This is a genomic window from Blautia sp. AM23-13AC, from assembly GCF_003435675.1.
Lineage (GTDB): Bacteria > Bacillota > Clostridia > Lachnospirales > Lachnospiraceae > Fusicatenibacter > Fusicatenibacter saccharivorans.
The window spans coordinates 42,723-68,889 of record NZ_QTUL01000001.1; the positions used below are offsets into that span (position 1 = coordinate 42,723).

General features: G+C 47.9%; 26 protein-coding genes. 25 read left to right on the forward strand and 1 reads right to left on the reverse strand.

Annotated elements, in window-relative coordinates; genetic code table 11:
- Positions 1-2 precede the first annotated feature (2 nt).
- From miaA to rsmH, 25 genes are all read left to right on the forward strand, one after another.
- Complete coding sequence (gene miaA, locus DW642_RS00160) at positions 3-980, forward strand: tRNA (adenosine(37)-N6)-dimethylallyltransferase MiaA (RefSeq protein ID WP_117509148.1); 978 nt, start codon at positions 3-5, stop codon at positions 978-980.
- Positions 974-2,260, forward strand: a complete 1,287-nt coding sequence (locus DW642_RS00165) for a methionine gamma-lyase family protein (protein ID WP_055228136.1) — start codon at positions 974-976, stop codon at positions 2,258-2,260. Before miaA ends, DW642_RS00165 begins: the two co-directional genes overlap by 7 nt.
- Positions 2,260-3,447 carry an NAD(P)/FAD-dependent oxidoreductase gene (locus DW642_RS00170; protein ID WP_173813255.1) on the forward strand — a complete coding sequence of 396 codons (1,188 nt, stop codon included), beginning with the start codon at positions 2,260-2,262 and terminating at the stop codon, positions 3,445-3,447. The genes DW642_RS00165 and DW642_RS00170 overlap by 1 nt, the downstream gene beginning before the upstream one ends.
- Complete coding sequence (locus DW642_RS00175; RefSeq protein WP_117508924.1) at positions 3,444-5,057, forward strand: NAD(P)/FAD-dependent oxidoreductase; 1,614 nt, start codon at positions 3,444-3,446, stop codon at positions 5,055-5,057. The genes DW642_RS00170 and DW642_RS00175 overlap by 4 nt, the downstream gene beginning before the upstream one ends.
- 94 nt (positions 5,058-5,151) lie before the next feature.
- Positions 5,152-5,841, forward strand: a complete 690-nt coding sequence (gene radC, locus DW642_RS00180; protein WP_022462847.1) for a RadC family protein — start codon at positions 5,152-5,154, stop codon at positions 5,839-5,841.
- Positions 5,842-5,897: 56 nt separating this feature from the next.
- Positions 5,898-6,911 carry a rod shape-determining protein gene (locus DW642_RS00185; protein WP_055217830.1) on the forward strand — a complete coding sequence of 338 codons (1,014 nt, stop codon included), beginning with the start codon at positions 5,898-5,900 and terminating at the stop codon, positions 6,909-6,911.
- Positions 6,912-6,932: 21 nt separating this feature from the next.
- A complete protein-coding gene (mreC, locus tag DW642_RS00190) occupies positions 6,933-7,784 on the forward strand; it encodes a rod shape-determining protein MreC (protein ID WP_055228139.1) in 852 nt (283 codons plus the stop codon).
- Positions 7,785-8,312: a rod shape-determining protein MreD gene (mreD, locus tag DW642_RS00195; RefSeq protein WP_022462850.1), complete on the forward strand. Its 528-nt coding sequence runs from the start codon at positions 7,785-7,787 to the stop codon at positions 8,310-8,312.
- Positions 8,297-11,281, forward strand: a complete 2,985-nt coding sequence (locus DW642_RS00200; protein ID WP_117508925.1) for a penicillin-binding transpeptidase domain-containing protein — start codon at positions 8,297-8,299, stop codon at positions 11,279-11,281. Before mreD ends, DW642_RS00200 begins: the two co-directional genes overlap by 16 nt.
- A gap of 129 nt (positions 11,282-11,410) precedes the next feature.
- Entirely contained in the window at positions 11,411-12,190 is a 780-nt protein-coding gene (gene minD, locus DW642_RS00205) for a septum site-determining protein MinD (protein WP_022462852.1), read from the forward strand.
- 12 nt (positions 12,191-12,202) lie between these two features.
- On the forward strand, positions 12,203-12,463 hold the full coding sequence (locus DW642_RS00210) for a cell division topological specificity factor MinE (RefSeq protein WP_022462853.1): 261 nt from the start codon (positions 12,203-12,205) through the stop codon (positions 12,461-12,463).
- Positions 12,447-13,643 (forward strand): FtsW/RodA/SpoVE family cell cycle protein, encoded by a 1,197-nt coding sequence (locus DW642_RS00215; protein WP_022462854.1) that lies wholly within the window; start codon positions 12,447-12,449, stop codon positions 13,641-13,643. The genes DW642_RS00210 and DW642_RS00215 overlap by 17 nt, the downstream gene beginning before the upstream one ends.
- Complete coding sequence (gene mgsA / locus DW642_RS00220; protein WP_022462855.1) at positions 13,618-14,022, forward strand: methylglyoxal synthase; 405 nt, start codon at positions 13,618-13,620, stop codon at positions 14,020-14,022. Before DW642_RS00215 ends, mgsA begins: the two co-directional genes overlap by 26 nt.
- A complete protein-coding gene (locus tag DW642_RS00225) occupies positions 13,997-15,082 on the forward strand; it encodes a D-alanyl-D-alanine carboxypeptidase family protein (protein ID WP_242991096.1) in 1,086 nt (361 codons plus the stop codon). Before mgsA ends, DW642_RS00225 begins: the two co-directional genes overlap by 26 nt.
- 221 nt (positions 15,083-15,303) lie before the next feature.
- Positions 15,304-15,723: a hypothetical protein gene (locus tag DW642_RS00230; protein WP_022462857.1), complete on the forward strand. Its 420-nt coding sequence runs from the start codon at positions 15,304-15,306 to the stop codon at positions 15,721-15,723.
- A gap of 205 nt (positions 15,724-15,928) precedes the next feature.
- Positions 15,929-17,212, forward strand: coding sequence for an HlyD family efflux transporter periplasmic adaptor subunit (locus tag DW642_RS00235; protein ID WP_147326089.1), 1,284 nt, complete (start codon positions 15,929-15,931; stop codon positions 17,210-17,212).
- Positions 17,213-17,232: 20 nt separating this feature from the next.
- On the forward strand, positions 17,233-17,928 hold the full coding sequence (locus DW642_RS00240; protein ID WP_022462859.1) for a YggS family pyridoxal phosphate-dependent enzyme: 696 nt from the start codon (positions 17,233-17,235) through the stop codon (positions 17,926-17,928).
- 89 nt (positions 17,929-18,017) lie between these two features.
- Positions 18,018-18,629, forward strand: coding sequence for a cell division protein SepF (locus DW642_RS00245; RefSeq protein WP_117508927.1), 612 nt, complete (start codon positions 18,018-18,020; stop codon positions 18,627-18,629).
- 133 nt (positions 18,630-18,762) lie between these two features.
- The gene (aroB, locus tag DW642_RS00250) at positions 18,763-19,875 is read left to right on the forward strand and encodes a 3-dehydroquinate synthase (RefSeq protein WP_117508928.1); all 1,113 of its coding nucleotides are present in this window, start codon (positions 18,763-18,765) and stop codon (positions 19,873-19,875) included.
- Positions 19,865-20,401 carry a signal peptidase II gene (gene lspA, locus DW642_RS00255; protein WP_022462862.1) on the forward strand — a complete coding sequence of 179 codons (537 nt, stop codon included), beginning with the start codon at positions 19,865-19,867 and terminating at the stop codon, positions 20,399-20,401. Before aroB ends, lspA begins: the two co-directional genes overlap by 11 nt.
- The gene (locus DW642_RS00260) at positions 20,394-21,323 is read left to right on the forward strand and encodes an RluA family pseudouridine synthase (RefSeq protein ID WP_117508929.1); all 930 of its coding nucleotides are present in this window, start codon (positions 20,394-20,396) and stop codon (positions 21,321-21,323) included. Before lspA ends, DW642_RS00260 begins: the two co-directional genes overlap by 8 nt.
- Positions 21,324-21,496: 173 nt before the next feature.
- Positions 21,497-22,135 carry a cytidylate kinase-like family protein gene (locus tag DW642_RS00265; RefSeq protein WP_117508930.1) on the forward strand — a complete coding sequence of 213 codons (639 nt, stop codon included), beginning with the start codon at positions 21,497-21,499 and terminating at the stop codon, positions 22,133-22,135.
- A 75-nt stretch (positions 22,136-22,210) separates the two neighbouring features.
- Positions 22,211-22,651 (forward strand): D-aminoacyl-tRNA deacylase, encoded by a 441-nt coding sequence (gene dtd, locus DW642_RS00270; RefSeq protein WP_022462865.1) that lies wholly within the window; start codon positions 22,211-22,213, stop codon positions 22,649-22,651.
- A gap of 166 nt (positions 22,652-22,817) precedes the next feature.
- Positions 22,818-23,765 carry an RluA family pseudouridine synthase gene (locus tag DW642_RS00275; protein ID WP_117508931.1) on the forward strand — a complete coding sequence of 316 codons (948 nt, stop codon included), beginning with the start codon at positions 22,818-22,820 and terminating at the stop codon, positions 23,763-23,765.
- A gap of 29 nt (positions 23,766-23,794) precedes the next feature.
- Positions 23,795-24,844: a 16S rRNA (cytosine(1402)-N(4))-methyltransferase RsmH gene (gene rsmH, locus DW642_RS00280; RefSeq protein WP_117508932.1), complete on the forward strand. Its 1,050-nt coding sequence runs from the start codon at positions 23,795-23,797 to the stop codon at positions 24,842-24,844.
- Positions 24,845-24,941: 97 nt separating this feature from the next.
- On the opposite strand, the gene DW642_RS00285 is transcribed toward rsmH, so the two are convergent.
- Positions 24,942-26,018 (reverse strand): tyrosine-type recombinase/integrase, encoded by a 1,077-nt coding sequence (locus DW642_RS00285; protein WP_022462868.1) that lies wholly within the window; start codon positions 26,016-26,018, stop codon positions 24,942-24,944.
- Between the last annotated feature and the right edge of the window lie 149 nt (positions 26,019-26,167).

Below are 26,167 nucleotides of genomic sequence, written 5' to 3' on the forward strand. Positions count from 1 at the left end.
TTTTGAAAAAACCTTTGATTATCCTGACCGGTCCGACCGCTGTCGGTAAGACGAAGCTGTCGATTTCGCTTGCCCAAGCGGTGAATGGGGCCATTATCTCCGCGGATTCCATGCAGGTCTACCGCCATATGGATATCGGATCTGCCAAAATCCGCCCGGAGGAGATGTGCGGCGTTCCGCATTATCTGATCGATGTGCTCGATCCTTCCGAAGAGTTTCACGTCGTGAAGTTTGTGGAACTGGCGCATGAAGCGATGGAAAAAATATACGCCGCCGGACAGATTCCGATCGTGACGGGCGGCACCGGCTTTTATATCCAGGCGCTTTTAAAAGAAGTTGATTTTACGGAATCGCACGGTGAACTGCCGATCCGGAAACAGCTGGAAGAAAAAGCAGCAACGGAGGAAGGCGCGGCAGAACTGTACCGGGAACTTTCCGAGGTTGATCCTGCTTCCGCGGAGACGATTCACCCGAATAATGTAAAACGTGTAATCCGGGCGCTGGAATATTATCACGAGACAGGACAGAAGATTTCGGAGCACAACGAGGAGCAGAAGCAGAAGGAATCTCCGTACTGTTCTGCTTATTTTGTGCTGAACGACGAACGTTCGATTCTGTATGACCGCATTGACAGGCGCGTCGATCAGATGATCTGCGACGGACTGGTTGATGAAGTTTTCCGTTTGAAAGAAATGGGATACACAAGAGATCTTGTCTCCATGCAGGGACTGGGCTACAAAGAACTGTTCCCGTATCTTGCGGGCGAATGCACGCTGGAGGAGGCCGTCTATATCATCAAGCGGGACACCCGTCATTTTGCCAAACGGCAGCTGACCTGGTTCCGACGGGAAAAGGATGTGATCTGGCTGAACAAGCCGGATTTTGACTACGACGAAGAAAAAATATTATCATATATGCTGGATCGCTGGAACGAAATCGTTTCGGCCGATGCAAAGGAAGAAGGAGAACAATCATGTTGACAGAAAAAGCTGCTATGTACAGCACACTTGGCATTTCCAAAGAGGTTTTCGCATTTGGAACGAAAATTGAGGAAGAATTAAAAGAGCGTTTTGCAAAAATTGATGAAATCGCAGAATACAACCAGTTAAAGGTCATCCACGCCATGCAGGCAAGCAAGGTCAGCGAGGCATGCTTATATGGAACCACAGGATACGGATACAATGACCTGGGACGTGATACGCTGGAGCAGGTCTATGCAACGTGCTTCGGCACTGAGGATGCACTGGTACGCCCGCAGATCGCCTGCGGAACCCATGCGCTTGCAACGGCGCTTTCCGGAAATCTCCGCCCGGGCGACGAACTGCTTTCTCCTGTTGGAAAACCGTACGACACCCTTGAGGAAGTGATCGGCATCCGCCCGTCCGTCGGATCTCTTGCGGAATATGGCGTAACTTACCGCCAGGTAGATTTAAAAGAGGACGGCTCTTTCGATTACGAAGGAATCAAAAATGCCATCAACAAAAAGACAAAGATGGTGACGATTCAGAGGTCGAAAGGATATCAGACCAGACCGACGCTTTCTGTTACCCGCATCGGTGAACTGATTGCATTTATTAAAAATATCAAACCAGATGTCATCTGTATGGTCGATAACTGCTACGGCGAGTTCGTGGAGACGATCGAACCGACCAATGTCGGTGCAGATCTGATGGTCGGATCCCTGATCAAAAACCCGGGCGGCGGACTGGCTCCGGCCGGCGGTTACATTGTTGGAAAGAAAAAGTACGTGGAAAATGCAGCATACCGTCTGCTCTCCCCGGGACTTGGAAAAGAGGTTGGCGCAACACTCGGTGTGAACGGTTCCTTCTACCAGGGATTCTTCCTGGCACCGACCGTTACCGCAGCGGCATTAAAAGGTGCTGTCTTTGCTGCAAATGTTTATGAGAAACTGGGATTTGCCGTTGTTCCAAACGGAACCGAGAGCCGTCACGACATCATTCAGGCGGTAACCTTTGGAAAACCGGAAGGCGTCATCGCATTCTGCCAGGGTATCCAGGCAGCTGCCCCGGTCGACAGCTTCGTTTCCCCGGAACCTTGGGATATGCCAGGTTACGACAGCCCAGTTATCATGGCAGCTGGCGCTTTCGTGCAGGGCTCTTCCATTGAACTTTCTGCCGATGGCCCGATCAAACCGCCGTACGCTGTCTATTTTCAGGGTGGGCTTACGTGGCAGCACGCAAAATTCGGTATTCTGATGAGTCTTCAGAAACTCGTCGATGCCGGTATGGTGACATTATAATGGCAAAAAATGTGGTAATTATCGGCGGCGGCGCGAGCGGACTGATGGCGGCAATTTGGGCCTCACGTCTCGGTGCCGCGGTCACCGTTCTGGAAAAGAACGATAAACCGGGCAGAAAGCTTCTTGCGACCGGAAACGGACGGTGTAATTTTACCAATCGTTATCAGGATGCATCGTGCTACCGCACGGGAAATCAGGAGCGTGCATCACGGGTTCTCGAACAGTTTACCGAACAGGACACCGAACAGTTTTTTGAACAGCTCGGCATCCGCATCCGGAGCCGTGAAGGCTGGCTTTATCCGGCCAGCGAGCAGGCACAGTCCGTTCTTGAGCTGCTGATTTTGGAAGCCAGATTCCGAAAGGTAAAAATCAAGACACGGGAAACGGCTGTTGCAGTGGAAAAAGCCGAAAATGGTTATCTGGTGCGCACCGAAGGATGGCAGTACCCGGCTGACAGCGTCATCATCTGCTGCGGAAGCTGTGCTTCCCAGATCGCCGGTTCCGACGGAGATACACTTCGATTTGCCGATCAGCTTCAGCTCGCTTCGATTCCGTTTTTCCCGGCCCTCTGCCCGCTCCGCTGCAAAGGAAACCAGTTTTCCTCCTGGGCGGGTGTTCGGGTGCGCGCGAAGATTACGCTTCTGGTTGAAAATCAGGAGATTCTGACGGAACAGGGAGAGCTGCAGCTTACCGACTACGGTGTCTCCGGCATCCCGGTATTCCAGATTTCCCGGTTCGCTGTGCGCGCCTGCATGCAGAAAAAACGCGTTGAACTTCTCGTAGACTTCTTTCCGGAACTGACGGAATCGGAGCTTACTGCAGAACTTGTCAGACGGCAGGAAATCTGCCCGTATAAAGCGCCAAAAGAGCTTCTGATCGGTCTTCTTCCAGAAAAACTCATTCCGGTTCTGATCGGAAAGAAAAAGACTCCGGAAGAAATGGCAGGCGCCATCAAATCATATCGTTTACAGATCACCGGCCAGACCGACTTTGGAAAAGCCCAGGTGTGTGCGGGCGGCATCACGCTCGACCAGCTTACGGATTCTCTGGAATCGGTACAGCACCCTGGTATTTTCTTTGCGGGAGAAGCCCTGGACGTCGACGGCGTCTGCGGCGGCTACAATCTCCAGTGGGCCTGGTCCAGCGGAAGTGCAGCCGGAAGAGCTGCAGCAGGAGAACATGCATGATTCGGATACAGCAATTAAAGCTTCCAGTCACCCACACACAGGAGGAACTGGAACAGAAAATAAGAAAAACACTGAAAATCGGAAAACACGATCTGCAGGAAATTGAGCTCTTACGCCGCTCAATTGATGCCAGAAAGAAATCCGAATTAAAATACGTTTATCAGCTTGATGTAAAAGTAAAAGATGAGAATGCCGTACTGCGGAAGGCGAAAAATAACCAGATCGTAAAAGCGGAGAAAAAGCCACATGTGTTCCCAAAATCTGGAGAACAGACTCTTGTTCACCGGCCGGTTATTATCGGAAGCGGTCCGGCAGGACTTTTTTGTGCCTATGTTCTCGCAAAGCATGGCTACCGTCCGCTCGTTCTGGAGCGCGGCGAATCTGCAGAACAGAGAAAGAAAAGTGTCGATGCGTTCTGGAAAACCGGCGTTCTGAACCCGGAATCGAACGTACAGTTCGGAGAGGGCGGCGCCGGTACGTTTTCGGATGGAAAATTAAACACTTCGGTGAAGGATCCATCCGGCAGAAACCGTGAGGTACTCCGGATCTTCACGGAATGCGGGGCACCGGAAGAAATTCTGTACGATCAGAAACCGCACCTTGGCACCGATCAGCTCATCGGAATTGTGACAACAATGCGGAAAAAGATCGAGGCATGGGGCGGAGAAGTCCGTTTCGGAGCAAAAGTGACGGACTTTGGGATTGAAAACGGCAGACTCACTTCTGTAACCGTCAATGAAACCGAGAAGATTGCCGCGGAGACTGCAGTCCTTGCGATCGGCCACTCTGCACGCGATACCTTCTTTAAACTCTGCGAAAATAAGATCTCCATGGAAGCAAAATCCTTCGCTGTCGGCGTCCGCATTGAGCATCCGCAGAAGATGATCACGGAGGATCAGTACGGACCGGAGGCACCGGATTTCCTTGGGGCAGCACCGTATAAGCTCACCAATCAGTGTGAAAACGGAAGAGGTGTGTACTCATTCTGCATGTGTCCCGGCGGCTATGTTGTCAACGCATCCTCGGAAGCGGAACGCACCTGCGTCAACGGTATGAGTTATTCTGACCGGGAAGGTAAAAATGCGAACAGCGCTATGATTGTCACCGTAACACCGGAAGACTACCGCCCGTACCATGTAGAGGGAACGCCGGACGTACTCGATGGTGTGGCATTCCAGAGAGCGCTTGAACACGCTGCGTGGGAAGCCGGAAAAGGCAAAGTTCCGGTGCAGCTTTTTGGTGATTTCTGTGAAAACAGAGTTTCTACAGCACTTGGAGAGGTAACCCCTTCCATCTGCGGAGAATGGACTTTCGCCAATCTGCGGGAAGTTCTTCCGACGTTTATCGGAGACTCCCTTGTGGAAGGCATTCGTGCATCTGAGCGGAAAATCCACGGCTTTTCCCGTCCGGACGCCGTTCTTTCCGGCGTGGAAGCGCGTACCTCGTCACCGGTCCGCATTGTAAGAAATGAAACGCTCGAAAGTCCGTCGCTTACCGGTCTTTACCCGTGCGGAGAGGGCGCAGGCTATGCGGGAGGCATCACTTCCGCAGCCATGGACGGATTAAAAACGGCAGAGGAAATTGCAAAAAAATATATGAATTTTTCATAATTCCTATACATCTGCGGAAAGTTGTGCTAGAATGATGGGTGATTCAAACCAATGTATTCCATGAAAATTCCCGGAAGAGTGGTGGGAGGAATACATGAGAAAAAATGGATTACGAAACCTGCCGACGATGGAACAGCCATATGAAAAATGCCTGGAAAACGGCCCGGAAAGCCTTTCCGACGCGGAGCTTCTGGCTGTCATTTTACGATGTGGGGCAAGGGGAAAAACATCCCTGGAGCTCGCAAGAGAAATTCTTTCCCTTCCCGGAAAAGAGGAGGGCCTGTTAGGACTCTATCACTGTACAAGACAGGAACTTCTGCAGATCCGCGGAGTCGGGGAAGTAAAAGCGATCCAGCTCCAGTGCATCGGTGAGCTTTCCAAACGAATGGCCGCGGCCGGAGCAAGAAAAGGTCTCTGCTTTCATGATCCGGCTTCCATTGCGGATTATTACATGGAACGTCTCCGCCACGAGGATCAGGAGGTTCTTCTCTGCATGATGCTGGACACAAAAAATCAGCTTCTCGGAGAAAAGGAAATCACAAGAGGAACGGTCAATGCGACGATGATTTCGCCGCGGGAGCTTTTTCTTGCGGCACTGCAGTTCCGTGCGGTTCATATTCTGCTGGTTCACAACCATCCAAGCGGAATCCCGGAACCAAGCGGTGACGATATTACCGTGACACGGCAGATCCGGCGGGCGGGCGAAATGCTCGGCATTACCCTGCTGGATCACATTATTATCGGGGATCACTGTTATACCAGTATGCTGGAACAGGGAATCTGATCCCGAAAATCCGAGGCAGAAATGCCCAAAGGAAGGGAACAAGTTAAAGGAGCACGATGCAGATTCGAAATGTATACGGCATAGACCTTGGCACCAGTACCGTCAAAATCTATGACCTGAAGAAAGACACAATCACAAAAGAAAAAAATATGATTGCCATACGCAACCGCGAACAGGTGATTGCCGTTGGAAATTACGCATATGAAATGCACGAGAGAACGCCTTCCAATATCGAGGTAATTACCCCCATGAGCAACGGACGCATTGCGAATGTATTGATGGTAGAAGCCGTTTTGCACACGCTTCTCCATCGCTGTACGCGCCACATGGGATACCGCCCGGAGCTGTATTTTTCAGTTCCCTGCGATATGACAGAGATTGAACGGCGTTCTTATTATACGATTGCACATAAGGGAGCCTTAAAAAACTGCCGCATGTATCTTGTGGATAAACCAATCGCGGATGCGCTGGCACTTGGCATTCCGATCAACCGCACGAAGGGTTCCATGATTGTCAACATCGGAGCGCAGAGCACAGAGATTTCTGTTATCGCCAACGCGAGGGTTATTTTTTCCAGAATCATCCCGGTAGGCGGAAAACAGTTCAACGAATCGATATGCAATCTGAACCGCCGCAAAAACAATTTCCAGATTGGCTCCAAAACAGCCAAACGTGTCAAGATTGCGCTGGCGGATCTTGGAACAGACAAAAAAGAGGCGCGGAAGGTGCGCGGCGTAGATGGTGCATCCGGTCTTCCAATGGAAGGGATCATTACTTCTTCCCTCGTAAACGAAGCACTCCTTTCCGGTGTTAATGAGATCGGCGAGGAAATCAAGCATGCGCTGGAGCGTACACCGCCGCAGATCCACGATCATATCCAGAAAGAGGGTATTTACATCACCGGCGGAAGCACAAGGATTCCGAACATTGACCGCTATCTTTCGAGACAGCTCGGCTGTCCGGTGCAGCTTTCCCAGTATTATGACCTCTGTACCATCTGTGGGCTCAAGGAACTGATCACGCACGATGCGCTGCATCGCTGGGCTTACACGGTAAATAAAAAGAAGTAAATCTATCAAAAAGGACCCGCTATGAATAAGAAGAAAAAATTTCAGCTAAAAAGCAAACATTTACTTTTCATCATGACGTTCCTGTGTCTCTCCGGCATTTTAGGCAGTGCAGCAGACAAAATGCCGGTCACGCCGATCCGGGAAGCCGCAGGCTTTGTGATCATCCCGTTTCAGAACGGAATTAACCAGATCGGTGCGTATTTGACAGACTGTCTGACCGGTTTCCAGAACGTCAAAAAACTGTCTGCCGAGAAAGAGGAGCTTGAACAGAAGGTCACGGATCTGACTGAGGAAAACAATCAGCTTGTACAGGAGCAGCAGGAGCTGCAGCGTCTTCAGGAGCTGTATCAGCTGGACCAGTCCTACTCGGAATATGAAAAAGTAGCAGCACAGGTCATCTCAAAGGATCCGGGCAACTGGTATGATACCTTTGTCATCAACAAAGGATCAAATGACGGGATTCAGAAAGATATGAACGTTATTGCAGACGGCGGCCTTGTTGGACTTGTTGAGGAGGTAAGTTCCAATTCCGCTACTGTCCGCTCTATCATTGATGACTCCAGTTCCGTGAGCGCCATGACAGCATCTACCTCAGATACGTGTATTGTATCGGGTGATCTGCGCCTGATCAGCGACGGAAAGCTTGCCTTTTCCCAGCTGAATACAACCGACACGGTAGCTGAGGGCGAAAAGATTGTGACATCGAACATCAGTGATAAATACCTCCGCGGTATTCTGATCGGCTATGTCAGTGAAATCACCGAGGACTCCAATCACCTGACGAAAAAGGGATACATCATTCCTGTTGTGGATTTTCAACATATTCAGGAAGTTCTCGTGATCAAAGAATTAAAACAGCAGGGAGGAGAGTAAATGCGCAGAAAAATCACGCTTGCCTTTCTGATTCTGGCAGCTTTCCTGTTACAGACAACTGTATTTCAGTATTTTCAGATCGCGTCCGTAACGCCGAACCTTCTTCTGATTCTGACGTCCGCCTTTGGGCTGATGCGCGGAAAAAAAGAGGGACTGATGGTCGGATTTTTCAGCGGTCTGATGATTGATCTGTTCTACGGCAGCCTGTTTGGATTTTACGCACTGCTCTACATGTATATCGGTTATCTGAATGGCTTTTTCTGCAAAGTCTTCTATGACGATGATATTAAGGTACACATTGTACTGGTCGCTGCCAGCGATCTTGTCTACAGTCTGCTGATGTATGTGCTGCAGTTCCTGCTGCGCGTGCGCCTGCACTTTTTCGATTATCTGGCGCATATTATTCTGCCGGAAATGGTATACACGGTAGTGCTCTCCATTCTGCTTTACCGGCTTTTATTTATCATCAACCGTAAACTGACCGAAAATGAAATGGAAGGACAACAGTCGCCATGGCTAAGAAGATAAGAAAACTTTTCCGCAGACTCGGTGAAAACCGCACCCTATTGCTTGGTGTGGTTTTCCTTGCTATGTTTGCCGTCCTGATCGGAAGACTTTTTATCCTGCAGGTGGTGCATGGAGAAGAGTATGCGGATAATTTTGAACTGCAAATCACAAAAACCAGAACCCTTGATAGTACAAGAGGAAATATTTATGACCGGAACGGAAAACTGATCGCTGGAAATAAGGTTTCCTACTCCGTAACCATCGAGGATAACGGAACGTACAACACGACAAAAGAACGTATTCTCTCTCTGAACGCAGAACTCTATCGTCTCTGTAAGCTGATTCGTGCAAACGGAGACTCGATTGACACCAGCACCTTCCCGATTGAAGTGGATGAGAACGGTGCGTTTGTTTTTACAGGTGAAGAGGGAACGACCCGCGACCGTTTCCGTGCAGACATTTATGGACAGAAGAAAATCGACGATATGACGGCAGAACAGAAGAGTTCCAGTGCCGAAACGCTGATGACATTTCTTGCCGGACCGGACGGCTTTGGCCTGGATGCCTATTCTGACGATGAAAAATACGCATATTCTGCCAAAGATTTTGAAGAGTATGGTCTTCCATACCAGACAGACGAATCCGGAAATGCGGTCCTTTCTCTTTCCAATCAGGAGCGTCTGGAAATTCTGGTGATCCGCTATAAGATGAAACAGACGAATTATCAGAAGTATGTCCGCGTGACAGTTGCTTCCGGCGTCAGCAGCAATACAACTGCATCGATTGCAGAGAATGAAGATGTTCTGCAGGGTGTCAGCATTTCGGAAGATTCCGAGCGTGTATATTATGACGGAAAGTATTTTTCCTCTCTGATCGGTTATACGGGCCAGGCGTCCTCAGACGAGCTGACAGAACTGAATGAAGAGCTGAAGAGCCAGGGAAAAGAAGAAACGTATTCCACGGAATCCATCGTCGGAAAATCTGGTCTGGAACAGTATATGGAGACAATCCTTCAGGGAACCGACGGATCAGAAGAGATTATCGTTAATAACGTCGGAAAAGAGCTGGAAACGGTAGAAGGATCCCTGGTTGAGCCAAAACAGGGAAATAACGTCTATCTTTCGATTGATTATGACCTGCAGATTGCGGTATATAAAATTCTGGAACAGAGAATTGCCGGCATTCTGAAACAGTATCTGAGTGATGTAAAATCTGTTGATATCTCAACACTTGCCAATACGGATGCCGTTCCGATTCCAATTTATGATGTATACAATGCACTGATCGAAAACAGCACGATTGATATTTCCCATTTCTCGGCGGCGGATGCCACGGAGCGTGAGCAGCGGATCTATGCACTGTTCCAGCAGAAGCTCCAGCAGGTGCTTGCCGAGATTACGCAGGAACTGACCGTTGAAACAGCAACCGTTTACAACGACCTCAGCGATGAAATGCAGGAATATGAGACCTTCATCGTGGATAAGCTGCTTTCCAGTACGATGGGTATTCTTTCTTCAACAGCAATTGATGAGAAAGACGCCACCTATCAGGCATGGAATGACGGAACGATTTCTCTTCGTGATTATCTGACGTATGCGGCAAGCCAGAACTGGATTGATGTCTCAGCACTGACGCAGGATGATGCCTACCTGGATTCTCAGGAGGTTTATCAGAAGCTGACGGAGGTTATTCTGGACCGTCTGGCAAACAATACAACATTTGCAAAAAAGATGTATCACTATATGCTGCTGCAGGATATGCTCGATGGCTATGATATCTGCAATCTGATGTATGATCAGAACCTTCTGACGAAAGAGGATGACGATTATGCCGCTTATGTTGCAGGAAATATGACACCGTTCCAGCTTCTGTCCGATAAAATCGCCAAACTGGAAATCACCCCGGCACAGCTTGCACTCGATCCGTGTTCCGGTTCTGCTGTCATTACGGACCCGAATACCGGTGCTATTTTAGCCTGTGTTTCCTATCCTGGCTACGACAACAACCGCCTGGCAAACCAGATGGATACCGCATACTGGGCAAAATTGAATACCGATGAATCCAGCCCGCTGTACAACAAAGCAACCCAGCAGAAGACGGCTCCTGGTTCCACCTTTAAACCGCTGATGGCGGTTGCCGGATTAAGCGAAGGCATAATTACTCCGACCAGTACCATCAACTGCAACGGTCTGTTCGGGGAAGGACTTGTCAACGAATCTGACTATGTCCACTGCCATCAGTTGAGCGGCCACGGAGATCTGAACATTGTCGGTGCCATCCAGAACTCCTGCAACGTGTTCTTCTGTACGATTGGATATCGTCTGGGACTCGATGAGAACGGCACCTTTAAACAGAAGCGCTCTCTGGAAATGATCCAGAAATATGCCGATATGTTTAAGCTGGATGAAAAGACTGGAATCGAAATTTCGGAAACCGATCCGAATGTAACCGATTCCCTCCCGATCCCTTCCTCGATTGGTCAGGGTACCAACAACTATACGACGACACAGCTTGCACGCTATGTCACAACGATTGCAAATTCCGGTACGGTTTATAATCTTTCCCTTCTGCAGAAAGCAACGGATTCGGATGGCAATGACATCGATATGGGCGCAGATTTCGGCCCGACGGTAAATTCAGAAATGGATGTTGATTCCAACATCTGGGATCTGGTACACGAAGGCATGCGAAAAGTAATCAGCGTATCCAATGCGACCATTTTCCCGGAATCCTGGCCGGTAGAGCTTTCCGGAAAAACCGGTACCGCGCAGGAAGACCGTACACGTGCAAACCATGGACTGTTTATCGGCTTCTCTCACTATGAGAGCAGAGACGATATTGCTCTTGCCGTCCGCATTCCGTTTGGATATTCTTCTATGAACGCAGAGTTGGTAGCTAAGGATATCTTAGATTATTACTATGGCCTCTCAGACGATATTCTGTCCGGTCAGGCAAACTCCAACGGTGTTGCAAGCGTGAGAGCAGACTAAGGAATTTTTCCGGCAGAAACGAAGCCTGGGAAGAAAGCTGCAAAAGAGAAAGGATGCGTTTTTAAACAAAGGTTTGGACGCATCCTGCGGCATGAAAATGCAGAACAGTTTTCAACAAGGAGGTTCCAGATGAGTGAAGTCATTGTAATTACATCAGGAAAAGGCGGCGTCGGAAAGACGACAACCGCAGCAAATATCGGAATCGGGCTGGCACAGCTTGGAAAGAAAGTTGTGATGGTAGATACCGACATCGGTCTTCGAAACCTGGATGTCGTGCTCGGCCTTGAAAACCGGATTGTCTACAATCTTGTGGATGTTGTGGAGGGCAACTGCCGGATGAAGCAGGCGCTAATCCGCGACAAACGGTACGAGCAGCTCTACCTTCTCCCGTCTGCCCAGACGAGGGACAAGACAAGCGTAACGCCCGAGCAGATGAAAAAACTCTGCGATGAATTAAAACAGAGCTTTGATTTTGTTCTTCTTGACTGTCCGGCAGGCATTGAGCAGGGATTTGCAAATGCAGTTGCCGGTGCCAATAAGGCAATTGTTGTGACTACGCCGGAGGTTTCGGCCATCCGGGACGCGGACCGCATCATCGGCCTTCTGGAGGCGCAGGATCTGAGGGATATCTCTCTTGTCATCAATCGTATCCGGCCGGATATGGTAAAACGCGGTGAAATGATGTCGGTGGATGATGTACAGGAAATTCTTGCTGTTCCGCTGCTCGGCATTCTGCCCGATGATGAGCAGGTAGTAATCGCCACCAACCAGGGCGAAGCGATCGCTGGAAGCGGTTCCAAGGCAGGAGAAGCCTTTACGAATATCAGCCACAGGATCCTCGGGGAGAGTGTTCCATACTTGGATCTTGACAGCAAAAAGGGATTTTTCCGCCGCGTATTCGGGCGATAGGAGGGAACTGGTATGGGTTTATTTTCAGGCAGAAAGCCGCACTCCGGCCTCGTTGCAAAAGAACGTCTGTCCAATCTTTTAATGGCAGAACGTCTGAACTGTTCTCCGGCATCGCTTCAGATGCTGAAAAATGATCTTTCTGCTGCTGCAGGAAAATACCTTACCGTTGAGGCGGATGAAATTTCCGTCACCATTACACAAACAACCCCTGTCATACTGACAGCGAAAATACCATTGAAAAGAAACGAGGAGTATCATGTTAAGACGATATAAGCTGAAAAATTATAATTTCCGGCTGGTCATTCTTCTGATTGCCATCAGCATTATTGGTGTGCTTCTGATCGGAAGTGCAGACAGTGCAGACCAGAAAAAACAGGCCATCGGAGTCGTATTGGGCGTAGTCATCATGATTATTGTCTCTTTGCTTGACTATAGCTGGCTTCTGAATTTTTACTGGGTTCTTTACATCGGAAATCTGATGATGCTTGGCGTTCTTTATCTCGGCGGTTCTACCGCAAAAAACACGTTTGGTGCGACCCGTTGGATTCAGATCGGAAGCTTTCAGTTTCAGCCGACCGAGCTGTCAAAAATCTTTCTGATCATGTTTTTTGCGATGTTTCTGATGAAGCATGAAGAAGATCTGAATACGGCGAAAACCATTTTTACCGCGATCGGGCTTCTGATTCCGCCGCTCGTTATGATTTACCGTCAGCCGGATTTGAAAAATACGATTACGGTCATGGTTCTGTTCTGCTTTATGATGTATGTGGCGGGCTTAAGCTACAAAGTTATCGCCGTTGTTCTGGTTTCCGGTTCAGCACTGGTACTTGCGCTTCTGCTTGTCATTACGCAGGTGAATTTCCAGCTTCCGGCGGCTCTTGACAAGACGATTGGTTATCAGCTTGGGCGAATTCAGGACTGGTTAAGCGATGATGCCGACAACGCCGACGGCCGTCTCCAGCAGCAGAATTCCATTACAGCCATCGGTTCCGGAAAGCTGACCGGAAAAGGACTCAACAACAATAAAGTTTCTTCCGCAAATAAGGGAAATTTCGTTTCCCAGAACCATAATGACTTTATTTTTGCAGTGGCAGGAGAGGAACTTGGTTTCTTTGGATGCTGCGGAATCATCCTGCTCCTGTTCCTGATTCTCGTCGAATGCATCCGGACTTCCCGGAAAGCAAAAGATCTGTCAGGAACGTTGATCTGCTGCGGTATGGCAGGACTCATTGCCTTTCAGAGCTTTCTGAATATCAGTGTTGCAACCGGAATCCTGCCGAACACCGGTACACCGCTTCCGTTCGTCAGCTATGGACTGACCTCCCTTGTAACACTTTACATCGGAATGGGGCTTGTCCTGAATGTCGGACTGCAGAACCGGGATTTTGTAACCAGAAACTATGAATTACTAAGGAGGAAAACCATCAATGAACATCGGATTGATCGCGCATGATGCAAAAAAAACGCTGCTTCAGAACTTGTGTATCGCCTACCGCTCGGTACTTGCCAAGCATACTCTTTACGCAACCGGAACTTCCGGCCGTCTGGTAGAAGAGGCAACCGGACTTAACGTCCGCAAATATCTGGCTGGACACGTTGGAGGCGTTCAGCAGATGGGTTCTCAGATTGAACAGAATGATCTGGATCTTGTGATTTTCCTGCGGGATCCGGAACAGCCGAAACAGCATGAGCCGGATGTCCATCGGATTATCCGTCTCTGCGACGTACACAGCATTCCGCTTGCCACCAATCTTGCAACGGCAGAAATGCTGATCAAATCATTAGACAGAGGAGAAATGGACTGGCGTGAAATCTACCGGAGAAACGACTAATACTACAGAAAAAGAACAGAAACTGCCTGTAACGGAGAAAAACGGGACTGCTCCGGAAAAAACCGAACATATTTTAAACCGCCTGATCATCGGCGCGGGTGTCTGTGTTGCTGTTATTGCGGTTCTGATCGGTGTGAAACTGTACCGTCAGGACCGCCAGATGGACATTACAGAGCCGTTTGCGCGAAGTATGGTGCTCGCCTCCGATCCGCTTTCGGCAGAAAAACGGTTTCAGGCTGAAACGCTCTCTGCCGATCTCTGTGTCGGTGAGACGAGCGTACCGCTGAATGATATCTCGTTTTCTTCACAGGTAAAGGCCGGACTGTTTGATCTGGATCACAAAAAAGTATTGTTCGCGCAGAATATGTATGATCAGGTCTACCCAGCCAGCATCACGAAGATCATGACGGCTCTCCTTGCCATGGAATACAACCAGCCGGATACGCAGGTAACGATCACGGAAGAGGATCTTGCGCTGGAAGATGGATCCCAGATGAGTGGACTGGCCGTGGGCGATACGGTAACGATGGATCAGCTTTTCCATGCATTGTTGATTTATTCTGCCAACGATGCTGCTATGGCGATTGCCCGCCAGGTAGGCGGAAGTGTAGAGAATTTCGTTCAGATGATGAATGATAAGGCAGCTTCCCTTGCCATGACCGGTACGCATTTTGCAAACCCGCACGGTCTTCACGATGAGAATCATTACACTACTGCATATGATGTTTATCTGATGCTGTATGCTGCCTATCAGCATACGGAATTCCAGAATACGATGTCAATGTCTTCCTACACGCTGAACATAACGCATGCGGACGGTACGGCGGGAACGATCTATTTAAGCTCCACGGACAAATATCTGACCGGAGAGAAAAACGCACCGGAAAATGTGACGGTGCTCGGCGGAAAAACCGGAACGACCGATGAGGCCGGTTCCTGCCTGGCACTGGTATCCCAGAATGCATACGGAGAACCGTTTATCTCTGTCATTCTTCATGCATCAACAAAAGTGGAACTGTACGAGGACATGAACACTCTTCTTTCCAATATCAACTCCTGACGTAATCTTTTTGCAATCCCCCGGACGGCGTTTTTTCTGCCTATCCGGGAGATTGTCGTATCCGTTTAGAAAAACAGAGCTCCTTTCCCTGCGAATTAGAAGATTTTTCAGAATTTTTTCATTTTACCATTGAAAACGTTGGTGAATTGTACTATAATTAAACCATGAACTTAAAGGTTTTTGGTGAAAATATCTTATTCTAATCTAAGGAGGAAACTGCTATGGTTCAATTAATTGTAGGCAAGAAGGGAAAAGGCAAAACAAAACAGCTGTTAGACAAAGTAAATGCAGAGGTAAAAACCGCAAACGGAAATATCGTGTATATTGACAAGAGCACAAAGCACATGTTTGAATTAAACAACAAAGTACGTCTGATTTCCGCAACCGACTATCCTCTGAAAAACAGTGATGAATTTATCGGATTTATCTGCGGTATCGTTTCTCAGGACCACGATCTCGCAAGCGTTTATCTCGACAGCTTCCTGAAAGTAGCAAAACTGGAAGGAGAGGACATCACAGATTGTGTTGAACAGCTGGAAGGCATTGGCAAGCAGTATAACATTACCTTCGTATTAAGTGTCTCCATGGATAAGGAAGAGCTTCCGGAAGGCATGCAGGATAAGATTATCGTTGCACTGTAACCGAAACTGTATTATAATAATTGCATAGCGACAAAACCAAAGGACGGCGCTTACGGCACCGTCCTTTTAGCGCATGGATTAAACAATAAAAGGAGCATACATTTTGTCTAAGCAGAAAAAGAACAGCCGCCGGCATTCGAGAATCCGTTTCCCTTTTCCGGCGTTGAATATTGGAAATATCATCTTTGGAGCCCTTTTTTTCTATATGGCAGTTTCACTTTTCTTTTACCTGACCGCCGATCATATCAAATCTTTTCAGGTTGTGCAGGGAACTTTATCCCGGAATGATACCTATACCGCATTCGCCATGCGGACAGAGAGTGTGCAGCTTTCCTCCGGCAGCGGATATGTTCAGTTCTATACCCCAAATGCATCGAAAATCAGCCGCGGAAGCGCTGTTTATGGGATTTCCGCAACAGAAAATGCCGATACCTCTGGTATTTCGGCAGATGCGGCAACGAGAACGTCGCTTCGTTCCTCGCTCGCACGTTTTTCTTCTGATTATGATTCCAGTTCCTTTTCCGGCATTTATCAGCTGAAAACAGAACTTTCCGCAAAGCTGCTTGCCGCTGCCGCTGAAAACGGAGATTCCTCATTACAGACGATATTTTATGCAGATCAGGACGGTGTTGTCGTCTACGGCAGTGATGGATATGAAAGCTATACGGAGGACAGCCTTACGCCGGAGCTTTTCTCTACGAAAGCCTCTGTGGTTTCCTTTGATTCCGGCGCGCAGACGGAGCCTGGAAATGCAGTATACCGTCTGGTGACAGATGAGCAGTGGGAAATTGCCGTTCCGGTGACGAATAAGCAGGTCGTTACACTTTCCAATTTCAGTACGATAAAAGTTAAATTTCTGAAAGACGGAAAAACACAGACGGGAACACTGAACCTAAAGTCCATTAACGATCAGAACTATGCTGTCATTTCGTTTACAAGCGGGATGATCCGTTATGCGGAAGACCGTTTTCTTTCAATAGAGCTGGTCACAAACAATGGAAGCGGACTGAAAATTCCAAATACTGCCATCACGGAAAAAGATTTCTATAAAATCCCGGCGCAGATGCTCGTACAGGGCGGAGACAGCAATTCTTCCGGTTTCCTGCGGGAAAAGACCGATAAAAAAGGAAATGTCATGCTGGATGATAACGGACAGCCGGTGACAGAATTTGTAAACGCCACGATCTATGAGCAGGTCAATGATGAAAATGATAATCCGGTCGAATATTACGTCGACATGGCCGCTTTTAATGATGGAGATATACTTCGTGCACAGGATTCCGCCACAACGTATCAGATTGGAGAAACGGTTCCGCTGCAGGGTGTTTACTGCATCAACAAAGGATATGCTGTATTCCGCAAAATTCAGATCGTCGATCAGAATGCGGAGTATTCTATCATAAAAAAACAAACGCAATACGGCATTTCGCAGTATGATTATATTGTGGAAAATGCATCCACCGTCAGTGAAGAAGATATTGTGCATTAAATACTGGAGGTTAGAAAGATATGCTGAAAGAGAACTATGAAGAAGTCCAGAAGAAAATTACAGAAGCCTGCAAAAGAGCCGGACGGAACCGGGAGGAAGTTACCCTGATTGCGGTCAGCAAGACAAAACCGGTCGAAATGCTTTCCGAAATCTATGATCTTGGCGAACGCAATTTCGGTGAAAACAAAGTGCAGGAGCTGACAGAAAAAGAGGAAGTGCTGCCAAAGGATATCCACTGGCACATGATCGGTCATCTGCAGCGGAATAAAGTAAAATACATTGCAGGAAAAGTTGCCCTGATTCATTCTGTCGATTCTCTTCGTCTGGCAAAAACGATCAGTGAGGAAGCGGTAAAGCACAACTGCGAAATCCCGATCCTGATCGAGGTAAACGTTGCCGGCGAGGAAAGCAAGTTTGGTGTCTCCGTAGAGGAAACCCTTCCATTGATTGAAGAAATCGCAAAACTTCCGGCAATTCATGTGGAGGGACTTATGACCATTGCACCGTATGTGGAAGATCCAGAAGAAAATCGTCCGGTTTTTCGCAAATTAAAGGAATTAAGTGTTGACATTGCCGCCAAAAACATTAATAATGTACGTATGGCCATTTTGAGCATGGGCATGACCGGCGATTACGAAGTAGCAGTAGAAGAAGGCGCCACTTTAGTACGGGTTGGAACCGGAGTCTTTGGCGAACGGGATTACAGTAAAAGATAACAGGAAGCCTTTCCAAGAAGAGTGACCCCGCGCATTCTGCACGGCTGTCTGGCCAAATGCCACAGGACTAAAAATAGGAGAGTATAAGAATGAGTGTTTTAGACAAATTTCTGGATGCCATCCGGCTGAACGACGATTACGAGGAAGAGGATGCTGATTCGGATAGCTTCTTCGATGAAGAAGACGATGATATAGAAGAAAAACCAAAGAAACGTTTCTTCCGTAAACTGGAGAACGAGGATGAGGACGAAGAGGAAGAGCTGCAGGCGAAACCGGTTCACACTGCACCGCGTAAACAGCCGGCGCCAAAGACCACCGCTTCAAGCCAGGCTGCTGCTGCACGAGCTCCAAAGCCAGCTGCCCCGGTTTCCTCGAAAGTTACTCCAATGAGAAAGAAAGCAGGTGCATTAAATATGGAAGTATGCGTCATCAAACCGGCTTCCATGGAGGATACCCGTGAAATCGCGGATACGCTTCTGGCCGGATGTACCGTTGTCCTTAACTTAGAAGGCATTGATGTGGATATTGCCCAGAGAATCATTGATTTCTGCTGTGGTGCATGCTACTGCATGAGCGGAAGTCTGCAGAAAGTTTCCAGCTATATTTTCATCCTGACACCGTCCAGTGTAGAAATTTCCGGCGACATCCAGGATATCTTAAGCGGAGCTTTTGATCTTCCAAATATCCGTACCGATTATTAAAGAAAATTATCTTTGCAGTAAATTAAAATGGATCCACTGGATCAATTATTGATTTACTTAGTAACAAAGGAAAAGCATCAGATGCAGGATTCTGATGCTTTTTTCATGAAAGAACATACAGGAGGCATAATTTATGAAAACACTTACCGTTAAAAGAGAAGGCACATCTACTGAATTTTCTTATGAAATTGTCTGGGACGGCAGCTACGAACGCCTCGCCGGCTGTGTGGAGAACTTAAAACTCCCTGCAAAAAAGGCCTGCATTGTCACAGACAGCACGGTTTCAGAACTGTATCTGGAAGAGGTAAAAAATGTACTGTCCCCGCTGTTTGAGACCGTAACCGCATTTGTTTTCCCGGCTGGTGAAGCAAGCAAAAATCTGGATACTGTCAAAGATCTGTACACGCATCTGATTGAAAACCACTTTGAGAGAAAAGACATTTTATTCGCACTCGGCGGCGGTGTCGTTGGGGATCTGACCGGCTATGCGGCGGCAACGTATCTGCGCGGCATTGATTTCATCCAGCTTCCGACGACACTGCTTGCACAGGTAGATTCCAGCGTTGGAGGAAAAACGGGCGTCGATTTCGACCAGTACAAAAATATGGTCGGTGCATTCCATCATCCACGTCTTGTCTATATGAATATGGCAACCTTAAAATCCCTGAACGGCGATCAGTTTGCCTGCGGTATGGGAGAAGTCCTGAAAACAGGTCTGATCCGCGATGAAAAATTCTACATCTGGACCATCAATCACATGTCTGAGATCGAAGAGCGGATTGAGCCGGTATTAACGAAAATGATTCAGAAATGCTGCGATATCAAACGCCAGGTTGTAGAAAATGACCCAACAGAACAGGGAGAGCGTGCCGTTTTAAATCTTGGCCATACGATCGGCCATGCCATTGAAAAACTCAAAAACTTCGAACTGCTCCATGGCCAGTGCGTTGCACTTGGAACCGTTGCTGCTGCCTATATTTCCTACAAGAGAAGTTATCTCTCCGATGAAGAGTTTTACGAGATTCGTGATATGAACGTCGGTTTCTATCTGCCAATCACTGTGGACGGCCTGAAATCGGAAGATATTCTGGCTGCAACAAAATCGGACAAGAAAATGGAACAGGGTACGATCAAATTCATCCTTCTGGAGTCTGTCGGCCATGCTGTGGTGGACCGCACGGTTACAGATGAAGAAATGCTGGAAGCTATCAATTCTATTAATGGAGATCTGATCGATGAAGAGTAAAAAACTTTCTCCGCTGGCCGTTTATCTGGTTTGCGCGGCAGCGATTGTCCTTCTGCTTGCAGCAGATCAGTATACAAAATCACTGGCAGTGCAGTATCTGAAGGACCAGCCGTCGATCGAGCTCATTCCAGGGGTTTTGGAGCTGTTTTATCTGGAAAACCGCGGTATGGCATTCGGACTTCTGCAGGATCAGTACTGGCTGTTTGCTATGATGACGGTATTGTTTCTGATCGTCATGGTGATTGTCTTTTACAAGCTTCCAAAGACACGCCGCTTTTTACCGCTTTTTGCCGTGCTGACTGTTCTGACGGCTGGTGCGGTCGGAAATTTTTACGATCGTTTTCTGAATCACTATGTCGTTGATTTCATCTACGTTTCGCTGATCAACTTTCCGGTTTTTAACGTAGCTGATATTTATGTCACCGTATCGGTCGCTGTCTTTTTACTGCTGTATCTGTTGTACTACAAGGACGAAGACTTCGCATTTCTGCATAAAAACGCCAAAAAGGAGGAGTCCGATGGCTGAAGAAGAACGGATTTTGGAAGTTACACCGGATTTTGACGGAAAACGGATTGATCAGTGCCTGGCCGCATCTTTTTCGGACTGTTCCCGTTCTTTTCTGCAGAAGCTTTTAAAAGACGGAAAGGTTTCGATCAACGGAAAAACGCAGAAAGCAAGCAGTAAGGTTGCCGCCGGTGATGCCGTTCTGGTGCTTCTGCCGGAACCGGAAAAACTGAACGTGGAGCCAGAAAACATTCCGCTTGATATTCTGTACGAGGATGATGATCTTCTGGTCGTCAATAAGCCCAAGGGGATGGTCGTACATCCGGCGGCAGGCCACAGCAACGGAACACTGGTCAATGCGGTTCTGTATCACTGCCGCGGAAATCTCTCCGGCATCAACGGCGTTCTGCGCCCCGGAATCGTCCACAGAATCGATATGGACACAACGGGTGCCCTGGTTATCTGTAAGAGCGATTTCGCCCACCAGAGCCTCGCAGAACAGCTCTCTGTACATTCCATTACCCGAAAGTACCGGGCAATTATCCATGGGAATCTGAAAGAGGACGAGGGAACCGTGCGCGGTGCAATCGGCCGCCATCCGACAGACCGGAAAAAGATGGCGATTAATGAACGGAACGGAAAACCGGCGGTCACACATTACCGTGTGCTGGAACGCTTTGGAAATTATACGTATATTGAATGCCAGCTGGAAACCGGCCGGACGCATCAGATCCGTGTCCATATGGCAAGTATCGGGCATCCGCTGCTTGGCGATGCGGTTTATGGCCCGAAGAAATGCCCGGTGAAAAACCTGCAGGGACAGACGCTGCATGCGATGGTACTTGGATTTATCCATCCACGGACCGGTGCCTATATGGAGTTTGAGGCGCCGATTCCGGAATATTTTTCCAATCTGTTGCTGCAGTTTCGAAAAAATGTCTGAAACTGCTTAAAAAGAATGATATTTCAAAAAGTATATAGTTAATTTGTATAAGTTTTATCAAAATGTTCTGTACTTTCTGTGAATTCTGTAGTATACTGGATGTAACGAAAAAACGCGAGTTACTACATCTGTGAAAGCAGATTATTGTGACGGAATGGAAAGGAGCGGATTATATGAAAACTATCATAACGATTGGACGTCAGTACGGAAGCGCCGGACATTCCATTGGTAAGATTTTAGCGGATGACCTGGGAATCAAGTACTATGACAAAGAGCTGCTGGAGAGAGCAGCAAAGGACAGCGGATTATGCCAGGAATTGTTCGAAAACCACGATGAAAAACCAACCAACAGCTTTTTATACTCTCTGGTTATGGACAGTTACTCCTTCGGCTATGGATCTACCATGATGGATATGCCGCTGAACCAGAAGGTATTTCTGGCACAGTTTGATGCCATCAAGAAGATTTCGCAGGACGGTCCGTGTGTCATCGTAGGCCGCTGTGCAGATTATGCACTGGAGGAAAATCCGAACGTGCTGAGCATCTTTATTAAAGCTGATATGCAGGATCGCATCCGCCGTATCGCAAAGCTGTATGATCTTTCCGATGCAAAAGCAAAAGACAAGATCACAAAGATCGACAAACAGCGTGCAAGCTACTACAATTACTACACCAGCAAACGCTGGGGCGAGGTAGACAGCTACGACCTGTGCCTGAACAGCAGTGTATTCGGTATCGATGGAACCGTAGATATGATCAAACAGGCAATTGAAGTTAAAGAAGCGGGAATCCGCAAGATTTTCAGCACCTGATCAAAACAGAACATAGGAGAAACGACCCTCCTCTTAAAAATAAGAGGAGGGTCATTTTATGAAAGGATTTTAAAGATGAGAATTGTTATACAACGTGTAAAAAGAGCAAGTGTTTCGGTGGAAGAGAAGGTTGTCGGATCGATTCAGAAAGGTTTTCTGGTTCTGATCGGTGTCGGCCAGGGGGACGATGAAGCAACAGCAGACAAGTATATGAAAAAACTGCTGGGACTGCGTATTTTTGAAGATGAAAATGGAAAGACGAACAAGTCCCTGGCAGATGTGGATGGACAGCTTCTGATGGTTTCACAGTTTACCCTGTATGCCAACTGTAAAAAAGGAAACCGTCCAAGCTTCACGGAAGCAGGCGAGCCGCACAGAGCAGAAGAACTGTATGAATATATGGTCGCGAAAGCACGGGAACAGGTTCCTGTTGTCGAAACGGGAGTGTTCGGGGCTGAGATGGAAGTATCACTGGTGAATGATGGGCCGTTTACGGTGATCTTAGAGGATCTGTAAATAAAATTTTTTTGTTTGCCGAATCGGTAAAACAGAACGTGGTTTGCGAGATCTGTGAAACCTGTTTTTGTCTAGAGATAGTGTACCATCATCGTACTGAATTGTTTGTATTTATATAGTTTACATAAAATGATTATGTGAACTTGTGAAGAGGAGAAAATCTTTTATGCCGCAATTTGACTATCAGCAGCTGTGTCACTTTGTCCTTCCGGAACAGGGGGGACTGTCGGTGGAAACAATTCTAAAACGTTTTCTGCACCTGACACCACGTGAAATCCGCCATGCCAAATATATTCCGGATGGAATTCAGAAAAACGGTGTTTCCTGCCGCACGAATGCAGTCGTTCAGACTGGAGATACAATCACTTTTCGATATGAGCAGAAGTGTCCCCACCTTTCCGAAGATCAGGTTCTGCCGGTATCAGGTGATTCTGCCGGCGTACGGATTCTCTATGAGGACAGTGATCTCTGTGTCGCAGACAAGCCATCCGGTATGGTCTGCCACGCTTCCCACGGCCATTATTCCGATTCCCTGACACATGCTGCCGCATCCCTGTTAAAAACACCGACAGCGCCTTCTGAACTCCGCTGCATCGGCCGTCTTGACAAAGATACATCGGGTCTGGTACTATTTGCAAAGAATCAGCTGGCTGCTGCCAGACTGTCCCGGCAGCGGGAGAGCGGCGCGCTGAAAAAAGAATACCTGGCTCTGGTACACCATCCCTTTTCCGAAGAAACGCAAAAAGAAACCATTCGTCTTTCCATGGAGCAAATTCCAGGAGATGACCCTGATTCTTTCGATCCGTCTGGGAAACGTATCACTAAAATGCGTATCTGTAAAGAAGGGAACGGCCTGTGGGCTATTACACACTACGAGGCTGTCCTTCAGGATCCTTTCTGGGCCGTCGTGTGCTGCCGTCTGGAAACCGGCCGCACGCATCAGATCCGCCTTCACATGGCATCTATTGGACATCCACTTTTCGGAGATCCGCTCTACGGAGTCCGCGACGGCGGTACCCGTGCCGCGCTCCATGCCTGGAAACTGCACTTTCTGCAGCCGATGACAGGAGAACCAATTGATCTGGAAAATATTCGAACGCACATGTTCGATTAAATATATTTGAAGTATAAGGAGAACATTTTATGGAAGAACAGAAAGAACACAAACGCCGCGTCCGCTACAAAGGCACACATCCGCGGAATTACAATGAGAAATACAAAGAACTGAATCCGGAGAAATATCAGGGGACCATTGAGCATGTGATCCAAAAGGGAAGCACACCGGCCGGCATGCATATCCCGATTCTCGTAGATGAAATCCTCGATTTTCTCAAGATCGAGCCGGGACAGAACGGACTTGATGCAACACTCGGATACGGCGGCCACAGCTCCCGTATGCTTGCATGCCTGCAGGGAAAAGGGCATCTCTGTGCGCTGGATGTCGATCCGATCGAGATGGCAAAAACAAAAGAACGACTGGCCGCGCAGGGGTACGGCCCTGAGATTTTAACGATTCTTCATCAGAATTTTGCCAATATTGATCAGGTTGCTGCCAAATACGGCCCCTTTGACTTCATTCTGGCGGATCTTGGTGTTTCCTCCATGCAGATTGATAATCCGGAGCGCGGCTTTTCCTACAAATATGATGGACCGCTGGATCTTCGCCTGAATCCGGAGGCAGGAATTTCCGCGGCCGAGCGTCTGCGCACGGTTGCACGCGATGAACTGGAAGGCATGCTCATTGAAAACGCCGATGAACCGTATGCAAAAGAAATTTCCCAGGCTGTTACGCGGGCACTTCGGAAAGGAAAGAAAATTGACACTACGTTTGCACTGCGTGATCTGATCGCTGAAGCACTGGATTTTCTTCCGAAAGACGAGAAAAAAGAAGCCATCAAAAAATCCTGCGCCCGCACCTTCCAGGCACTGCGGATCGATGTAAACAACGAATATGAGGTTCTGGAAGCATTCATGGAAAAACTTCCGGATGCTCTTGCTCCGGGCGGCAGAGCGGCAATTCTGACGTTCCATTCCGGCGAAGACCGGCTTGTGAAAAAGTCCATGAAGGGACTGTATCAGATCGGTATTTATTCCGAATATTCAAAAGAAGTCATTCGTCCTTCCAAAGAAGAATGCATCCGCAACAGCCGTGCAAGTTCAACGAAAATGCGCTGGGCAATTAAGGCGGAGTAACTAAAAAAAGCAGGAGAGAAGTCGTCTCCATAAAAAAGAGGAATCAACGAATGGGATATAATCCCTGTTGATTCCTCTTTTGGTTTCTGATATGTTTTTATTCCTCATGCTCCGGCATGGACTCCCGCAGCCGTACCGCTGTGGCAGCCTGACGGCGCCTTGCATCGTCCATGGCAGCATAATGCTTCTTCGTCGTATTGACATCCTTATGGCCGAGAACATCCGCAACAAGATAAATATCGCCTGTTTCCTGATACAGCGTCGTACCGTACGTACTACGCAGTTTATGCGGCGTAATTTTCTTCGTTGTCGTCACCTGGGACGCATATTTCTTCACCAGATTTTCCACCGTCTTGACGTTGATCCGTTTTCTCTGCGCCGAATAGAAGAGTGCGTGTTCGTGTCCTGCCACAGGCGTAATACCTGCGCGGACTTCGATATACTTTTTCAGTGCCTCGGCAACTTCATCTCCAAAGTAGACAAACATTTCATTTCCACCTTTTCGAAGCACTTTGATGCCATTGTTTTTAAAATCGACATCCTCAATATCTAACCCGACACATTCCGACACACGGATTCCCGTGCCAAGCAGAAGAGTAATGATTGCAAAATCACGTTCCTTTGTTTTTTCATAGTAGGCCCGCTGATGATTGCTCAGCCCGTCGCCGCAGGATTCAATAAAATCGAGAAGCTCCGCAACCTCATTTGGCTCCAGACGGATAATTTCTTTTTCATGGAGCTTCGGCATATCGATAAGCAGCGTAGGATTTGTCTCAATCAGTTCCTTTTTGAAATAATAGGAATAGAACGTCCGAAGTGCCGACAATTTTCGTTTCAGTCCTTTTTCCCCGTTGGTGGTATAAGATTCCTGGGAACCGATATAAGCCTTTAAATATTCTGTGTATTCCTCAAGATCAAGTGCAGTGACCTGGTCAAGCACATCAACGGACATCTGATCCATGGGAATTTTGGCAAGTTCCGGATTTTCTTTCTGCAGATACTGAAAAAAGATCCGAAGGTCATATGCATATTTGATCCGTGTGCTGGTCGATGTCGTTGTGCTGATGCCGCGGAAAAATTCGGAAGTAAAAGAGGGAAGCGTCTTCAGAACCTCGCGGAGCTTCAGTGTATTTTCCATATCGGTTTGTTCGTGATACGTAATTTTTGATTTCATAACCGCAAATGAGCCTTTCTAAACAGAAAAACCGGGAAAATGAAAGAAGTATTTCTTCTATATAACTATTCGGGAAACGCAGGTTTTTCGAATAGTTGAAGAGTTACTTTCAGAAATCACCGGTTTTTCCTCTGAAACCGCCGAATTTT

Excerpts from the sequence above, each read along its gene's own strand:
- DW642_RS00165 (WP_055228136.1), top strand. The coding sequence starts at position 974 with ATGTTGACAGAAAAAGCTGCTATGTACAGCACACTTGGCATTTCCAAA.
- DW642_RS00170 (WP_173813255.1), top strand. The coding sequence starts at position 2,260 with ATGGCAAAAAATGTGGTAATTATCGGCGGCGGCGCGAGCGGACTGATG.
- DW642_RS00175 (WP_117508924.1), top strand. The coding sequence starts at position 3,444 with ATGATTCGGATACAGCAATTAAAGCTTCCAGTCACCCACACACAGGAG.
- radC (WP_022462847.1), top strand. The coding sequence starts at position 5,152 with ATGAGAAAAAATGGATTACGAAACCTGCCGACGATGGAACAGCCATAT.
- DW642_RS00185 (WP_055217830.1), top strand. The coding sequence starts at position 5,898 with ATGCAGATTCGAAATGTATACGGCATAGACCTTGGCACCAGTACCGTC.
- mreC (WP_055228139.1), top strand. The coding sequence starts at position 6,933 with ATGAATAAGAAGAAAAAATTTCAGCTAAAAAGCAAACATTTACTTTTC.
- mreD (WP_022462850.1), top strand. The coding sequence starts at position 7,785 with ATGCGCAGAAAAATCACGCTTGCCTTTCTGATTCTGGCAGCTTTCCTG.
- DW642_RS00200 (WP_117508925.1), top strand. The coding sequence starts at position 8,297 with ATGGCTAAGAAGATAAGAAAACTTTTCCGCAGACTCGGTGAAAACCGC.
- minD (WP_022462852.1), top strand. The coding sequence starts at position 11,411 with ATGAGTGAAGTCATTGTAATTACATCAGGAAAAGGCGGCGTCGGAAAG.
- DW642_RS00210 (WP_022462853.1), top strand. The coding sequence starts at position 12,203 with ATGGGTTTATTTTCAGGCAGAAAGCCGCACTCCGGCCTCGTTGCAAAA.
- DW642_RS00215 (WP_022462854.1), top strand. The coding sequence starts at position 12,447 with ATGTTAAGACGATATAAGCTGAAAAATTATAATTTCCGGCTGGTCATT.
- mgsA (WP_022462855.1), top strand. The coding sequence starts at position 13,618 with ATGAACATCGGATTGATCGCGCATGATGCAAAAAAAACGCTGCTTCAG.
- DW642_RS00230 (WP_022462857.1), top strand. The coding sequence starts at position 15,304 with ATGGTTCAATTAATTGTAGGCAAGAAGGGAAAAGGCAAAACAAAACAG.
- DW642_RS00235 (WP_147326089.1), top strand. The coding sequence starts at position 15,929 with ATGGCAGTTTCACTTTTCTTTTACCTGACCGCCGATCATATCAAATCT.
- DW642_RS00240 (WP_022462859.1), top strand. The coding sequence starts at position 17,233 with ATGCTGAAAGAGAACTATGAAGAAGTCCAGAAGAAAATTACAGAAGCC.
- DW642_RS00245 (WP_117508927.1), top strand. The coding sequence starts at position 18,018 with ATGAGTGTTTTAGACAAATTTCTGGATGCCATCCGGCTGAACGACGAT.
- aroB (WP_117508928.1), top strand. The coding sequence starts at position 18,763 with ATGAAAACACTTACCGTTAAAAGAGAAGGCACATCTACTGAATTTTCT.
- lspA (WP_022462862.1), top strand. The coding sequence starts at position 19,865 with ATGAAGAGTAAAAAACTTTCTCCGCTGGCCGTTTATCTGGTTTGCGCG.
- DW642_RS00260 (WP_117508929.1), top strand. The coding sequence starts at position 20,394 with ATGGCTGAAGAAGAACGGATTTTGGAAGTTACACCGGATTTTGACGGA.
- DW642_RS00265 (WP_117508930.1), top strand. The coding sequence starts at position 21,497 with ATGAAAACTATCATAACGATTGGACGTCAGTACGGAAGCGCCGGACAT.
- dtd (WP_022462865.1), top strand. The coding sequence starts at position 22,211 with ATGAGAATTGTTATACAACGTGTAAAAAGAGCAAGTGTTTCGGTGGAA.
- DW642_RS00275 (WP_117508931.1), top strand. The coding sequence starts at position 22,818 with ATGCCGCAATTTGACTATCAGCAGCTGTGTCACTTTGTCCTTCCGGAA.
- rsmH (WP_117508932.1), top strand. The coding sequence starts at position 23,795 with ATGGAAGAACAGAAAGAACACAAACGCCGCGTCCGCTACAAAGGCACA.
- DW642_RS00285 (WP_022462868.1), bottom strand. The coding sequence starts at position 26,018 with ATGAAATCAAAAATTACGTATCACGAACAAACCGATATGGAAAATACA.